At 58.6% G+C, this 13,746-nt stretch carries 14 protein-coding genes; 4 read left to right on the top strand and 10 right to left on the bottom strand.

Features of this window, described 5'->3' with window-relative positions; all coding sequences use genetic code 11:
• Positions 1-44 precede the first annotated feature (44 nt).
• Together ACWJ62_RS17580 and ACWJ62_RS17575 are read left to right on the top strand one after the other, a co-directional pair.
• A complete protein-coding gene (locus ACWJ62_RS17580) occupies positions 45-2,297 on the top strand; it encodes a galactose oxidase-like domain-containing protein (RefSeq protein WP_449287359.1) in 2,253 nt (750 codons plus the stop codon).
• A 21-nt stretch (positions 2,298-2,318) separates the two neighbouring features.
• The gene (locus ACWJ62_RS17575; protein ID WP_449287358.1) at positions 2,319-2,864 is read left to right on the top strand and encodes a hypothetical protein; all 546 of its coding nucleotides are present in this window, start codon (positions 2,319-2,321) and stop codon (positions 2,862-2,864) included.
• 79 nt (positions 2,865-2,943) lie between these two features.
• Here ACWJ62_RS17575 and ACWJ62_RS17570 read toward each other — a convergent pair whose 3' ends face one another.
• Positions 2,944-3,357 (bottom strand): c-type cytochrome, encoded by a 414-nt coding sequence (locus ACWJ62_RS17570; protein WP_449287357.1) that lies wholly within the window; start codon positions 3,355-3,357, stop codon positions 2,944-2,946.
• Between the two features lie 202 nt (positions 3,358-3,559).
• On the opposite strand from ACWJ62_RS17570, the gene ACWJ62_RS17565 reads away from it, so the two are divergent.
• Together ACWJ62_RS17565 and ACWJ62_RS17560 are read left to right on the top strand one after the other, a co-directional pair.
• Positions 3,560-3,898 carry a hypothetical protein gene (locus ACWJ62_RS17565; protein ID WP_014575826.1) on the top strand — a complete coding sequence of 113 codons (339 nt, stop codon included), beginning with the start codon at positions 3,560-3,562 and terminating at the stop codon, positions 3,896-3,898.
• An 11-nt stretch (positions 3,899-3,909) separates the two neighbouring features.
• Complete coding sequence (locus ACWJ62_RS17560; protein WP_449287356.1) at positions 3,910-5,037, top strand: phospholipase A; 1,128 nt, start codon at positions 3,910-3,912, stop codon at positions 5,035-5,037.
• Between the two features lie 157 nt (positions 5,038-5,194).
• Here the strand turns inward: ACWJ62_RS17560 and ACWJ62_RS17555 are convergent, their stop codons facing one another.
• From ACWJ62_RS17555 to ACWJ62_RS17515, 9 genes are all read right to left on the bottom strand, one after another.
• The gene (locus ACWJ62_RS17555) at positions 5,195-6,553 is read right to left on the bottom strand and encodes a phosphomannomutase (protein ID WP_449287355.1); all 1,359 of its coding nucleotides are present in this window, start codon (positions 6,551-6,553) and stop codon (positions 5,195-5,197) included.
• Between the two features lie 9 nt (positions 6,554-6,562).
• Positions 6,563-7,039, bottom strand: coding sequence for a bacterioferritin (gene bfr / locus ACWJ62_RS17550; protein WP_349520715.1), 477 nt, complete (start codon positions 7,037-7,039; stop codon positions 6,563-6,565).
• A gap of 89 nt (positions 7,040-7,128) precedes the next feature.
• A complete protein-coding gene (locus tag ACWJ62_RS17545; protein ID WP_449287354.1) occupies positions 7,129-7,335 on the bottom strand; it encodes a bacterioferritin-associated ferredoxin in 207 nt (68 codons plus the stop codon).
• Between the two features lie 108 nt (positions 7,336-7,443).
• The gene (gene pepQ, locus ACWJ62_RS17540; RefSeq protein WP_449287353.1) at positions 7,444-8,730 is read right to left on the bottom strand and encodes a Xaa-Pro dipeptidase; all 1,287 of its coding nucleotides are present in this window, start codon (positions 8,728-8,730) and stop codon (positions 7,444-7,446) included.
• The gene (locus ACWJ62_RS17535) at positions 8,723-9,637 is read right to left on the bottom strand and encodes a LysR family transcriptional regulator (RefSeq protein WP_449287352.1); all 915 of its coding nucleotides are present in this window, start codon (positions 9,635-9,637) and stop codon (positions 8,723-8,725) included. The genes pepQ and ACWJ62_RS17535 overlap by 8 nt, the downstream gene beginning before the upstream one ends.
• Positions 9,638-9,712: 75 nt before the next feature.
• Positions 9,713-10,723 (bottom strand): ABC transporter ATP-binding protein, encoded by a 1,011-nt coding sequence (locus ACWJ62_RS17530; RefSeq protein WP_449287351.1) that lies wholly within the window; start codon positions 10,721-10,723, stop codon positions 9,713-9,715.
• Complete coding sequence (locus ACWJ62_RS17525; protein WP_449287350.1) at positions 10,720-11,718, bottom strand: ABC transporter ATP-binding protein; 999 nt, start codon at positions 11,716-11,718, stop codon at positions 10,720-10,722. The genes ACWJ62_RS17530 and ACWJ62_RS17525 overlap by 4 nt, the downstream gene beginning before the upstream one ends.
• 4 nt (positions 11,719-11,722) lie before the next feature.
• The gene (locus ACWJ62_RS17520) at positions 11,723-12,655 is read right to left on the bottom strand and encodes an ABC transporter permease (RefSeq protein ID WP_449287349.1); all 933 of its coding nucleotides are present in this window, start codon (positions 12,653-12,655) and stop codon (positions 11,723-11,725) included.
• Positions 12,652-13,701, bottom strand: a complete 1,050-nt coding sequence (locus ACWJ62_RS17515) for an ABC transporter permease (protein ID WP_273046249.1) — start codon at positions 13,699-13,701, stop codon at positions 12,652-12,654. Before ACWJ62_RS17515 ends, ACWJ62_RS17520 begins: the two co-directional genes overlap by 4 nt.
• Positions 13,702-13,746 lie beyond the last annotated feature (45 nt).

Genomic DNA, 13,746 nt, shown 5'->3' with positions numbered 1-13,746 from the left:
GATACCACATCCCGTTTCGACAACAACAAGATCAGGAGGGCTTCATGTCCCGATATTCCAATCGCCTGTGTCAGTTTACCGGCTCCCTCATTCTCATCACGGCCTGGGCCACGCCAGCCAGCGCCGGTCTGCTTGGCGGCCTGCTTGGATCGCCTACCGATGAATCAACCGTGCAGACAAATGAAGAACGAGATCCGGCAAAAGGCTACTTCAGCGAACCTTTTGCGGAACCAACCATCATCGTCGACGGTGAGGCTGTTGAAACCGACGAAAAATGCATAACCCGCGCCGATGGCATGGATGAATGCAAGCCGGCCGCTGGGACCATGGCGCTGCTGAAAGATGGTCGCCTGCTCTACCTGAACGCGCTGGAGGGAACGGAAAACGTCGAACTTTCCATCATCGCGGAATTCGGCGAAGTCTCGGTCAACGATCAGACGCGGGTACTGTCTCTGGATGAAAACGACAACCCGTCCTGGCTGAAACCATCGCCTCTGGATGCGGGTGCCAACCCAAACGGTAATGACAGCGAAACCCTGCTCAACGGCACCGGACTCGACGGCGTGATTGATACCGCAGACAACACTAGCAAGAACGACGGCGCCCTGTTCTGCTCGGACGTTATCGGCCTCGCCAACGGCGATGTCATGGCCGTCGGCGGCACAGACTATTACTCGGAGCCCGGCATAGATGGACTGCCGCTGGGTGTTGCCGAGCTGGAAGGTATCAAGAATTCCCGGATATTCGATGAGGCCACCAACACCTGGCGGCAAAGTGGCGACATGGCCTATGGCCGCTGGTACCCGTCGCTTGTCACACTGGGCAATGGCGACATCTTTGTGGCCAGCGGTGTCACCAAGCTCCTGAAGCCCGTCTACCCGGATGAGCCTCTGAATAGCGGCCGCAACGTGGTCCAAACGGAAACCTACGACCCGTGCGAAGGTGTCTGGAGGGAGAATCCTTCGACCGCCGACAGATCATTGCCGCTCTATCCCCGCATGCACCTCCTGCCGAACGGCCACGTGTTTTATAACGCAGGCGGTCAGGCGTTCAATCCCTTCGGCCAGGGGTATGACCAGGCCTTGTGGAACATCGTCGCGAGCTACAATCCCCGCACACAGCGCTGGAACGATATCGGGTATGCCGGACTGCCCCTGAGACTCGACGAGATCGGTCTTGGCCAGCTTAGCAGTACACTGAACATCACCAATCTTTCCCTGGACCAAGTCGGTTCGCTTCTGGGCGACGTGCTGGAAGCTCCGTCCGATCTGTTGGAAAGCGGCGCAGAGCTGGGCGTTTCAGAGGACAACCTTCGTATGGCCATTGCCGGTGGCATGCGCGGCTCCACATCCTCAACAATGCTACCCCTGAAGCCAAACGCCAACGGTGAATACACCGACGTCGAGCTTCTGACTGCCGGAGGCGTGCCGAGCTACGCTCTGCTGACCAATCCCGGCGGCTACCTGCCCACGGACCAGAGCCGGATCGACCGCATCACCACCAACGGCGATGATATTGGCTACGAGTCACGCCTCACGGGTTCGCTTAACCAGCCCCGGTGGTATGGCACCAATGTTCTCATGCCCGATGGCAGCGTCATGGCATTCAGCGGCGGCAACCGCGATGGCGTCGTGGCACCCGGTCTTGAGGGCCCGATCCGCACGGCCGAGCGGTTTGATCCCGAAACGGGAACCTGGACTGAAATGGCCACAGGCCACCGGGCACGGACCTACCACAATACGGCTGTACTGATGGAGGACGGGCGCGTGATGATTGCCGGTCATTCGCCAATCAACACTGCGTATCTGACTTTCGTGGACCTGCAGGATTTCGGCCTGGCACCCTATGACGGTCGCGACCCGAGCTTCGAAATCTACACTCCGCCCTACGCCATGCGTGATGACCGCCCGAAGATCCAGAGCGCGCCTCGCAACTTGACCGCGGGTGATCGCTTTAACATCAAGGTCGATCAGGCAGATCAGATCGACAAGGCGCTGCTGGTTCGCCGAACGGTGATGACTCATGTGATTGATGGCGACCAGCGCGCCATCGAACTGATCATGGAACGAGGCAATGGCAACAAGCTGACCCTGACAATGCCGGACAACCACAATGTCGTCCCCGCCGGCGAATACATGCTGTTTGTGAGCAAAGAGACCAGTGAAGGGCGGGTGCCTTCTGTGTCGGCTCCGATCACCGTGGTCAATGAAAACCTCGAATGCATGGCGCCAACACAGGTGGCGGGTGACACCACGACTGCCGACGGAATTATCGAATCAACACTTGAGATTCTTTAACCAGACAACGGGAGTCACCTTATGAAAAACGGAGGAATCAGCACTGGCGGGTTGCCACTGGTTTTGTTCGGCCTGCTGCCCCTGATGACCCCTGCGCCAGCAGGGGCGCACGGGGCACCTGACACAGAGGGCGCTCCCTCTGAAATCGTACAGGCCCGCATTACCGTGCAGCCGAATATTCAGGGCTTGAACGCCATGATTCTGGATGCCCCACGCCCGGGCATCCTGTTGAGCTATCGGGGCGACACTCCGCTTACAGTACTTGGAACCCAAGACGAGGCTTTTCTCAGGTTTACTGGCAAGACCGTTATGGTCAATACCGACAGCTCGAGCTGGCGTTCCCTGCCAAACGCCCCTACGCTCTCGGGAACGCCCGAAGAGGAGAGTGACAGTTGGGCAATACTGTCACAAAGTGCCAGTTTTGGCTGGCTGGACCCACGCCTGGAAGCAACGGAAAGCATGCACCATCAGGGAAAAGAGCTTCAGGGCTGGTCGATCACCCTTCAAACCGCAACGGGCGAGACCGCAACGATTGACGGCGAGCTGAGGCGTAAACCGCTGCCCTGACCCCTAAAACCGGAAGGCCGAACGGCCATAAGAAAAAAGCCCCCGAACGTCGGGGGCTTTTCTTTTACTCAAAATTGCCTTACTCGCTTTCTGCCACCAGGTGCTCGACAGCCGCCTGGATTTCCTCATCCGGACAGCTTGCACAACCGCCCTTGGCCGGCATGGCATTAAAGCCATTGATCGCGTGACTGACCAGGGTGTCCAGCCCCTTATCGATGCGAGGAGCCCAGGCATCGGCATCACCAATTACAGGTGCGCCAGCAGCGCCAGTGGTATGACAGGCCATGCACACAGCGTCGTATACTTCGCTGCCTGAACGAGGGCCGGAGCTGGCGGTCTCGGTCGGAGCAGCGGCACTGCCACATTCGTCACCCTGCAGGCACACTTCGCCAACCGGCTGGATACGTGCACGGATTTCATCTTCGACGCTTGCCATTACGGCGCCAGCTGTCAGGCCTGCAACGACCAATACAGCAGCCAGGACTCTCTTCATCTTCACAATGCACCTCGCATTTGAGCGTTATAATCTTCGGTCGCCGCATTATAGCGACTGAAACACGGCAAAAAAACCAAACAGCAAAATCATAAATTGATTTCAACCATTTTAATTGCGATTTCGTAAGTCAGAGGGTGTTTCGCGAACAATCCGGTTACCATGGTGTTCGCCGACGTTTCATCATTCAGGACCTGTTTCAATGACCAATTCGGAACCGACTTCACCCCACCCGTTGCGCAAACCGCTACTGATTGCTGAATTTACGGCGCTTGCTGTTTTGCTGGCTTCCATGGGGTGGTTTTCCAGCCAGACCAGCGACGGCCAAACCATCAGCGCCGGCTGGCTGCTGATTCCAGCCTTCGCCAGCCTCGGGGTCTTCATCAGTTTCATCGGGCTAATGTACCTGCGCTGGGTAGCCTCGGCAGAAAGTGGCAACCGGTTCAAGCACAAGGTTATTTTCTCACTTCTGGCCGTCACGTTGATCGGCGTCTGGATCTATGGCATTGCCAACACCTGGTTCAGTCTGACCGCCAGCTAGGAGAGCACCCGATGACATCCCCACACCTGTTGGCGCCGCCCAAGGCCATCACTACGCTCTCGTTGATGCTGTCGGTGCCTGTAAACGTGGCGGCACAGACTGAGGAAGCGCCCTCCATTGATTCGCCCGAACAATGCGCACTGATTGACGATGGCATCAAGCGACTGGCCTGTTTTGACAGTCTCTACCAACCTACAGAGAGCCAGGCCCAGGCATCGGAAAGCGCCAAAGAACAGGCCGAGAAGAGCGCGGAGCAACTGGCGCCCAATGGTAAAGATCTAGATGCCGTTGCCGGCAATGGCCTGGAAGGCGATTCCGACGCAGGGGTCATGTCTGCGCTGGTGGACCGCTATGTGGCGGCCGAGAAAGCCGTGTTCTCCTTCTCTGGCAGCTTTGTGGGGCACCGGCCCACCTACATCCTGCCGGTGAGCTGGGTGAAAGACCCGAACGAATCACCATCCAGCCCCCGGCTCGGGTCCATCGGTTATGACTACGACCTGGAGCGCGAAGAAGCCAAGTACCAGATCAGTTTCAAGGTACCATTGCTGACGGGGATTCTGGATGACCGCACAACGCTCTGGTTTGGCTATACCCAGACCTCGTTCTGGCAGGTGTACAACCAGGACGACTCCGCGCCTTTCCGGGAGACCAACTACGAGCCGGAGATATTTGCCCGATACCAGGCCGACTGGGATATCGGACCGGGCCGACTAAACGGGTTGACTCTGGGGTTCAACCATCAGTCCAACGGCCAGTCGGATCCTCGTTCCCGAAGCTGGAACCGGATAATCGGTTCTGCCGCCTACAGCTATGATCGCTGGCTGTTCATGGTTCAGCCCTGGTATCGCATTCCCGAGAGCAGTGAGGATGATAACGCGGATATCGAGCGCTATCTGGGGTATGCCAATTACCATGCGGTATACAAGCTGACCGAGGATCGGACGTTTTCGTTGCGCCTGATGAATAATCTACGGTCGGATGATAACAAGACGTCGGTGGAGTTCGGGTACAGTTTCCCGGTGGGGGATACGGTTAAGGGGTTTTTCCAGTACTACAACGGGTATGGGGAGAGTCTGATCGACTATAACCACCGGATTCAGCGGTTCGGTATCGGGATTATGCTGAACGACTGGCTCTGACTTTGCCTTGACGCTTCGGTGCAAGACCGCTCGTCACGGTTCCCCTTCCTGAAACACGCTCCTTGCGGCACATCCCTGTGGCGCTTGGGCTCCGCCATCCATGGCTCCGCACAGTTTCAGGAAGGGGAACCGCGCCGATCGGCCCCAAGCTGCAGCGCTAACCCTCTTCATTCAATCTCTGCATTTCAGCCAGCAACTCTTCCGTCTTTTCTTCCATCAACGGAATATTCGCCCTTGATTCTACATTGAGGCGCACAACCGGCTCGGTGTTGGACATTCGCAGGTTGAAGCGCCAGTCGTCGAATTCGATGCTTACGCCGTCCACGTGGCTGACGTTCTTGGCGCCAACGCTGTATTTGGCTTCGATTGCAGCGATGACCTTGGGAGGATCAGCGATGGTGCGGTTGATTTCGCCGCTGGCCGGGTAGGCTTCGATTCGAGCGTCGATGAGCGACGACAGGGTCTGACCTGACTGGCAGAGGCGCTCGGCGACCAGCAGCCAGGGGATCATGCCGCTGTCGCAATAGGCGAAGTCGCGGAAGTAGTGGTGGGCGCTCATTTCGCCACCGTACACGGCATCTTCGTCACGCATTCTCTGTTTGATGAAGGCGTGGCCGGTCTTGCTCTCGATAGCTTCGCCACCGGCGGCTTTCACCAGATCAAGGGTGTTCCAGGTCAGACGGGGGTCGTGGATGACTTTGCCGCCGCCAGTTTTGCGCAGGAACTGGTCTGCAAGCAAACCAACAATGTAGTACCCCTCGATAAAACGGCCGTTTTCGTCGAAGAAGAAGCAGCGGTCGTAGTCACCATCCCAGGCGATGCCCATGGCGGCGCCTTCGGCGATAACGGCGTCGGCCGTCGCCGCCCGGTTTTCCGGGAGGATTGGGTTCGGTACGCCGTTGGGAAAATGGCCGTCTGGCTGGTGGTGCACTTTCACGAATTCAAAGGGCAGGTGCTGTTCGAGTTCGTCGATCACCAGGCCGGCGCCGCCGTTACCGGCGTTGCAGACAATGGTCAGCGGGCTGAGAGAGCCGGCATCGATGTATCCCAACAGATGGTCCACATAGGCGCTCATCACCTCAAGCGGTTCGTAGCGGCCCTGCTGGGGTGCATCACCGAACGGTTCCAGCACCCGGTCGCGGATTTCGTTCAGGCCGTTGTCGGAGCTGATAGGCCGGGACTCAGGGCCGACCATTTTCATGCCGTTGTGATCTTTGGGGTTATGGCTGGCAGTCACCATGATGCCGCCGTCCATCTTGTAATGGCTGGTGGCAAAATACACCTGCTCGGTGCCGCACAGGCCGATATCGAACACGTCTGCACCGGCGGCCATCAATCCGGAGCTGAGCGCTTCGGCAATGTCAGGGCTGGAGAGACGAATGTCGTAGCCCACAATCACTTTCTTCGCACCGGTGATTTCCACGTAGGCGCGTCCGATTTTTTCAGCCAGGATCGGATTCAATTGGTCCGGTACCCGGCCTCGCAGGTCGTAGGCTTTAAAACAGGACAAGTCCATTGTCTGGAGTTACTCCGCGGCGGATGACTGAAGCTGGATGTAGTTCTGGATACCCATCTGGGAAATCATTTCCAGCTGGGTTTCCAGCCAGTCGATATGCTCTTCTTCGCTATCGAGAATGCTGCGGAAAAGTTCACGGCTGGTGAAATCCTGCACTTCCTCGCAGTAGAGGATCGCTTCTTTCAGGTCAGTGTGAGCAATTTCTTCCAGTTTGAGATCGCAGGAGATCATTTCCTCGACGTTCTCACCAATCAGCAATTTGTTCAGATCCTGGAGATTGGGCAGGCCTTCGAGGAACAGGATCCGCTCGATAAGCTGGTCTGCATGCTTCATCTCGTCGATGGATTCTTCGTATTCCTTGGCGGCCAGCTTGGCAATGCCCCAATCCTTGTACATGCGGGAATGGAGAAAGTACTGGTTAATCGCGGTCAGCTCGTTACCGAGGACCTTGTTCAAGTGCTGGATGACCTTTTTATCGCCTTTCATGGTCGGGCTCCCTGATGGCCGAATGAATCAGCCTCTTAGGATAGCCCCTTATCGGACAGGAGAAAAATAGAACCGGACAATCGTGCCGGTCAGGCAGGCTGGGCGAGCATATTGGCCATGGTCAGGTAGTCGGGCGTGCGGCTCTCGCGCAGGATTTCGCGTGCAGTGCAGGCACAGCGTCCACACTGGGTGCCCACGCCCAGCTCTTTGCCAAGCTGGCGCATGGATGACACGCCGTTATCGGCAGCTTGGCGAATTTCCCGGTCGGTTACGCCGTGGCAAAGGCAAACGTACATAGCAGTGACTCACCCATGGCAATAAAAGTTAGTGATAATTATTGTCATTGTCATCTAGAAATGCAAGCTTTCTGGCTTAAATTTGTGCAACATTTTGCGTTGCGAGACTCACGAACCCCGGGTCAGATTCCGGGAGCCGGCCTCGGTGACCACCACGTTATCCTCGATACGAATACCCCCGCAGCCTCTCAGAAGGCCAATCAGCTCCCGATTCAGGTGCTGCCCCAACTCCCCTTCCAGCAACGGATCCAGCAGGGAAGGAATGAAATAAAGACCCGGCTCGATGGTTACCACCATGCCGGATTCCAGCCGGCGGGTCAGGCGGAGAAATGGCGCGTCTTCCGGAGGCGGCGTTGGTTTCCCAGCCACATCGTGAACCTGGACGCCCAGAAAATGACCGATGCCATGGGGGAAGAACACACGGGTGATGCCTTTTTCGACAATGTCCGCGTCGTCCAGGCCGGTGACCAGACCGGTGGCCGACAGCAGGGCAGCAAGCCCCTGATGGGCTTTGCGATGGATGTCGATGTAGTCCACCCCGGGCGCGACCATATGGCAGAGCCTGATCTGAAGTCGGTCGAGACCGTGGATCAGCGCCGCGAAGTGCGACTCTTCCGGGCCTGCCGTGGTGCGGGTGATATCGGAGCAGTATCCCCGAAAACGGACCCCGGCATCGATCAGCAGACTGCGGGGCTGCCCCGGAGGCTGAGTATCGTAATACTGGTAGTGCAAGGTGCCGGCGTGCTCGTTCAGGCCGATAATGCTGTGATAAGGCGCTTCGGCTTCCCGCTGACCAGTCGCCTGCTGGTAGGCCAGGTTGATGCCAAACTCGCTCTCACCGGCGAGGAACGCATCCCGGGCCGCAGCATGGCCTGCCAGAGCCAGTCTGTTGGCCTGTGCAAGACACTCGATTTCATACGAGGTTTTGCGCACGCGGGTCTCATCCAGTTCCCGCAGCAGGGCCTCCGGGTTTTTCTCACCCGGGATATTCGAAATCAGGGCAGGATCCCCGATCACCGCAAGGCTTTCGGGATCATCCAGCAACGGTGCCTCGGGTGAGGCACTGCTGCGAACCTCGATGAATTGCTGCCAGGGCTCTTCCGTCAATGGCGAGTTGGCGTGCCAGAAGTCGATCGGCTCGAACAGCCAGAGCACGGGCTTGTGCCCGGTCCGGATCCAGAGCCAGCAGTGTTCGCGACCGGCCATCCCGGTCCAGTGCAGAAACGGACCATAACCCTGGAAATGCCAGGCCTGGTCATCTCCATAACGGTAAGGCGCGGCGCCAGAAGCGATGAGCAGGCTGTCGTAGCCATGCTCTGCCAGGGCCGATTCGTATCGGGCCTGCAGTTCTTTCAGGTGATCAGTCTGCAGCAACGACAGGGCATCATCAGGCATAGCCATCTTCCAGTGTTTTCCAGAGCGTTAAAAGATCGTCCGAGCGGGTGTCACGGAGACGGATCAGGCGAATTTCCAGGGGGACATCCCAGCCTTCGTCACCGGCTCGCACCAGACTCCCGAACTGCTCGCTTTTTTCCGTCATTCGCCGGGGCAACCACCCCATGCCGAAACCCTGCTTCACCAGTGCCTTGATGCTGGCGGACTGGGTGTTCTCGTTCAGAGGTAACAGATTGGCGGTCAATCTGCTGCGGGCAAGATGGCCCTCAATTGCCGATTGCAGGAAACCACGACTGTGATAAGCAATCAGCGGCACGGGCTGTTCCGGGCTGCCGGGCAAGGCAAACCGGGGATGCCCCTGATCGTCAGCAACACTGACCGGAACCAGAGATTCGCGAGCCAGCACCAGCCAGTCGTAATTGTCGGCAGTCAGCCTCCCGCCCCAGGGCAGATCGGGATGCCAGTAGCACAGCACCAGATCACACTCGCCACTGTCCAGCGCTTCCAGAAACTGTTCGCCAACCCAACTGGTGGCATTCAGGTTCAGCTGCAAACGCTCGGCAATGCCCGCGTCTTTCGCCCAGCCCTGGTAAAAGTGCGAAAACAGACCCTGCGTGGAACCCACACTGATCCTTGCCGACACCTCGGCTTCAAGGGCGCTGATTCGATCACGGGTATCCCGGACATCCCGGGTGATCCGCTCGCACAGTTCCCGGAATATTTCGCCAGCGGGCGTCAGCGAGAGTGGCAGCGTCTGGCGGTTGACCAGCGTGCTACCCATGGCTTCTTCCAATAATTTGATCCGGCGGCTGAACGTAGGCTGGCTCACATGCTGCAACTCGGCAGCACGTGAGAAATGGCGCGTACGGGCAAGCGCCAGAAAATCTTCCAACCAGCGTACTTCCATGGAGTCCCCTGAGGGTATGTCGTTGTATCGATGCGAATTCTGCTGCTGGCATCATAGCCTATCGCAGCGGCGCCGTTACAACCTGCCCTCTTCCACCGCGTGACAGGCAACCTGAGTTCCGCCATCGGTAGTGATCAACTGGGGCACTTCCTGCCGGCATCGCTCGTTGGCATAGGGGCACCGCCCATGGAATACGCAGCCCGACGGCAGATTCACCGGCGTGGGCACCTCTCCTTTCAGGCGGATGTGGTTGGGGCGGTCGTCCTCCAGTTTCGGAATGGCCGACAACAGCGCCTGGGTGTAGGGATGCCGGGGCGCGGAAAACAGCGTTTTTGTATCCGCCAGCTCACAAACCCGCCCCAGGTACATTACCGCCACCCGGGTGCCGAAATGCTCCACCACCGCCAGATCGTGGGTAATAAACAGGTAGGTCAAGCCCCGGCTTTCCTGGGCGTCCATCAGCAGGTTCAGCACCTGGGCCTGGATGGACACGTCCAGGGCCGAGATCGGCTCGTCGGCCACGATGAACTCCGGGTCCACCGCCAGGGCCCGGGCAATGGCGATCCGCTGGCGCTGGCCACCGGAGAACTCGTGGCCGAAGCGGTTGCCCCAGTCCTGATCAATGCCCACCGAATGCATCACCTCGTGGATCTTGTCCCGCACCTGGACCTGCGACCAGTCCGGATGATGGAACCGGATCGGCTCCTCCAGGGTCTGCTGGATGGTCATGCGCGGGTTCAGGGAGGCATAGGGGTTCTGAAAGATCATCTGCATCTTGCGACGGTAGGGCAGAGAATCCTTGCGCTCGAGATTATCGATACGCTGACCGTCGTAGTGGATCTCGCCGGCGCTGGGCGAGAGCAAGCCCATGACGGTTCGGGCCACGGTCGACTTGCCACAGCCGGATTCGCCCACCACGCACAGGGCCTCGCCCTTCTGCACTTCCAGGTCCACGCCGTTGATGGCGTGGACAGCCTCCTGTTTGCGGCGGAAACGCCCGCCTTCGAAGGTGATCTGCTCCAGCAGGCTGCCGGATAGGTCGAAGCGTTTCTCGAGACCGCGGATACTTACCAGAGGGGAGGTCATGATTCGGCCTCCTGCATGCGTTTCTCCTGTTCAATCAGGTTGGCGACTTCGTAACAGGCCACATTCACATTGCCCGAGCGCACATACTCCGGCATTGCCTGCTTGCACTGCTCGGTGGCGAAGTTGCAGCGGGGGTGGAACGGACAGCCCGAGGGCACGTTCTTCAGTGACGGCATGGAGCCGGGAATCTGGAACAGCCGCTCGCCGGGCTCGCCCATCTGGGGCAGCGCGTTGATCAGGCCCTGGGTGTAGGGGTGCTGGGCATCGTTGATAATTTCCCGGGTCGGCCCCTGCTCGATGATCCGGCCGGAGTACATGACCAGCATCCTCTGGGTCACCTGGGAGACCACGCCCAGATCGTGGGTAATCAGCATCAACGCCACATTCTCCTGCTCGCACAGGTTCAACAGCAGGTCCATGATTTCCGCCTGGATGGTGACATCCAAAGCCGTCGTAGGCTCATCGGCGATGATGATTTCCGGATCCAGCAGCAGGGCGATGGCAATGATCACCCGCTGACGCATGCCTCCGGATAGCTCATGGGGGTATTGGTCCAGACGTTTCTCCGGCGACGGAATCTGCACCTTCTGCAGCCGGTCCAGAGCAATGGCACGAGCTTCTTTTTTACTGATTTTCCGATGGGCCAGGATAGCCTCCACCATCTGGGTTCCAATGGTGAGCACCGGGTTCAGGGTCATCATCGGATCCTGGAAGATCATGGCGATACGGTTACCACGGATTCGGCGCAGCTCCCGCTCGCTCATGGCGGCCAGGTCCTTGCCCTCGAACAGGATCTGCCCGCCGGCGATGTAACCGGGTTGGGCAATCAGGTTGAGGATGGAAAAGGCAGCCACCGACTTGCCGGCACCGGACTCCCCCACCAGACCCAGCCGCTCCCCCTTGTCCAGGGTGAAACTGATGCCGCGTAGCGCTGTCAGGTCGCCGCCGCGCACGGCGAAGCGCACATCCAGATCTTTTACTTCCAACAGTGCCATGGTGTTACCCCTTGTACAGCCGTGGGTTCATCACATCCCGCAACCAGTCACCCAACAGATTGATGACCAGTACGAGCACCACCAGCACCAGGCCCGGGATCAACGTGATCCACCAGGAGCCGCTCTGGATGTAGTCAAAGCCGGATTTGATCAGCGAGCCCAGCGACGGCTGGGTTTCCGGCATGCCAAGCCCCAGGAACGACAGCGCCGCCTCGGAGATAATGGCGTTGGCAATCTGGACCGTGGCGATAACGAAAATCGGCGACAGCGTGTTGGGCAGGATGTGCCGGAACATGATCCGTCGGGTTCCGAAACCCATCACCTTGGCGGCGTCGACGTACTCCTTCTTTTTCTCCGCCAGCACCGAAGCACGGACGGTCCGGGCAATCTGGGGCCACTCGGCAACACCGATGATGAAGATCAGCATGTAGATGGCGATCTCGCCGAACATCAGGTTACCGAAGCTGGCCTTGAACACCGCGCCCACAATGATGGCAACCATCAGGGTGGAGAACGACAGCTGCACATCGGCAATGCGCATGAGCACCGCATCCACCTTGCCACCCAGGTAGCCGGCCAGCAGACCGAACAGAATGCCCAGAAACGCCTGCAGGACCACCGCCCCAAAACCGATCATCAGGGACACCCGGGTGCCGTACAGAATGGTGGACAGCAGATCCCGGCCCTGGGCGTCGGTGCCCAGGGGAAATGCCGGATCGGCACCGCTCATGCCCACCGGGGGCAGTTCGGAATTCATGATGTTGATCAACGCCAGATCGTAGGGATCGGCGGGCGCCAGCAGCGGCGCAAACACCGCCGCCAACACCATCAGCAGCAGCACGGCAAAGCTGACAATAGCCACCTTGTCGCGCTTGAAGCTGTACCAGAAGAAGGACTCGCGGAAGCGGTCCCAGCGGGAAACCGTTGCCGTTGTCATGCTTTCTTTCCTGTCAGTTTGACGGTGGGATTCACCAGACCGTAGATCAGATCCACCAGAGTATTGGTAACCACGAAGATCAGGCCCACCACCATCAGGTAAGCCACGATCAGCGGAATGTCACTGCGGGTAATGGCCTCCAGGAACATCAGGCCCACGCCCGGCCACTGGAACACGGTTTCTGTGAGAATGGTGTAGGCCACCATGATGCCGATCTGCACGCCACCCACAGTGATCACCGGCAGCATGGTGTTCTTGAGTGCGTGCAGGAAGTTGATGCGGCCGGCGCTCAGGCCCTTGGCCCGGGCGTAACGCACATAGTCGCTCTGCAGTACTTCCATCATCTCGGCCCGGATCAGCCGGATAAACAGCGGCAGCATGATCGAGGCCAGCGACACCGACGGCAGGACCAGATGCATCAGCCCGGTACCGGTAAAGAAACCGGACTCCCAGGTGCCGAAAAGGTGAGTCAGCTCATCACCACGGCCGTAGGAAGGCAGCCCGCCTTCGGTGCTGAAGAAATCGTTGAGCCACTGACCCCAGCCGGTGTCCGACGGGAACCAGTTCACCGTCACACCAATGGAGAACAGCTGAATCAGCACAATGGCCGTCAGGAACACCGGTATGGAAATACCCACAGTACTGATGCCCATAAAGAATTTGGATAACCATGCCTGGGGCCGGATAGCGGCATAGACACCGATCGGCACGGAGAGAAACACAATAATCAGACTGGCACCGATGACCAGCTCCAGCGTCGCCGGCAGGTGTTCGGCGATCACCTCCAGGGTCGGCTTGCTGTAGAAATAGGAGTTACCCAGGTCGCCCTGGAGCGCATTGCCTGCAAACCGCAGGTACTGCACCACCATCGGGTCGTTCAGGCCAAGCTCCTCTCGAATGGCTTCCCTCTCCTCTTCGGAGACGGACATCCCCACCATTTCCTGAAGCGGGTCCCCGAGGCCATCCTGAATGGCAAAGGCAATCACGCTGATCACAAACATGACCAGAAACGCCTGGGAAATCCGCTGAACCAAAAACGCTAACATGGAAAGCTTCCGGATAAGGCTTGCAAACAAAAGGCCGGCGCCGGA

The sequence above is a fragment of the Marinobacter sp. PE14 genome (assembly GCF_053566155.1).
Note: the sequence above shows the minus strand (reverse complement) of the source record. Positions and strands in the feature narration are given on the sequence as shown.

What these genes read in the sequence shown, in the direction of transcription:
- ACWJ62_RS17515 (WP_273046249.1), bottom strand. Translation starts at nt 13,701, where the DNA reads ATGTTAGCGTTTTTGGTTCAGCGGATTTCCCAGGCGTTTCTGGTCATG.
- ACWJ62_RS17530 (WP_449287351.1), bottom strand. Translation starts at nt 10,723, where the DNA reads ATGACCTCCCCTCTGGTAAGTATCCGCGGTCTCGAGAAACGCTTCGAC.
- ACWJ62_RS17575 (WP_449287358.1), top strand. Translation starts at nt 2,319, where the DNA reads ATGAAAAACGGAGGAATCAGCACTGGCGGGTTGCCACTGGTTTTGTTC.
- ACWJ62_RS17580 (WP_449287359.1), top strand. Translation starts at nt 45, where the DNA reads ATGTCCCGATATTCCAATCGCCTGTGTCAGTTTACCGGCTCCCTCATT.
- ACWJ62_RS17520 (WP_449287349.1), bottom strand. Translation starts at nt 12,655, where the DNA reads ATGACAACGGCAACGGTTTCCCGCTGGGACCGCTTCCGCGAGTCCTTC.
- bfr (WP_349520715.1), bottom strand. Translation starts at nt 7,039, where the DNA reads ATGAAAGGCGATAAAAAGGTCATCCAGCACTTGAACAAGGTCCTCGGT.
- ACWJ62_RS17560 (WP_449287356.1), top strand. Translation starts at nt 3,910, where the DNA reads ATGACATCCCCACACCTGTTGGCGCCGCCCAAGGCCATCACTACGCTC.
- pepQ (WP_449287353.1), bottom strand. Translation starts at nt 8,730, where the DNA reads ATGCCTGATGATGCCCTGTCGTTGCTGCAGACTGATCACCTGAAAGAA.
- ACWJ62_RS17565 (WP_014575826.1), top strand. Translation starts at nt 3,560, where the DNA reads ATGACCAATTCGGAACCGACTTCACCCCACCCGTTGCGCAAACCGCTA.
- ACWJ62_RS17535 (WP_449287352.1), bottom strand. Translation starts at nt 9,637, where the DNA reads ATGGAAGTACGCTGGTTGGAAGATTTTCTGGCGCTTGCCCGTACGCGC.
- ACWJ62_RS17545 (WP_449287354.1), bottom strand. Translation starts at nt 7,335, where the DNA reads ATGTACGTTTGCCTTTGCCACGGCGTAACCGACCGGGAAATTCGCCAA.
- ACWJ62_RS17525 (WP_449287350.1), bottom strand. Translation starts at nt 11,718, where the DNA reads ATGGCACTGTTGGAAGTAAAAGATCTGGATGTGCGCTTCGCCGTGCGC.
- ACWJ62_RS17570 (WP_449287357.1), bottom strand. Translation starts at nt 3,357, where the DNA reads ATGAAGAGAGTCCTGGCTGCTGTATTGGTCGTTGCAGGCCTGACAGCT.
- ACWJ62_RS17555 (WP_449287355.1), bottom strand. Translation starts at nt 6,553, where the DNA reads ATGGACTTGTCCTGTTTTAAAGCCTACGACCTGCGAGGCCGGGTACCG.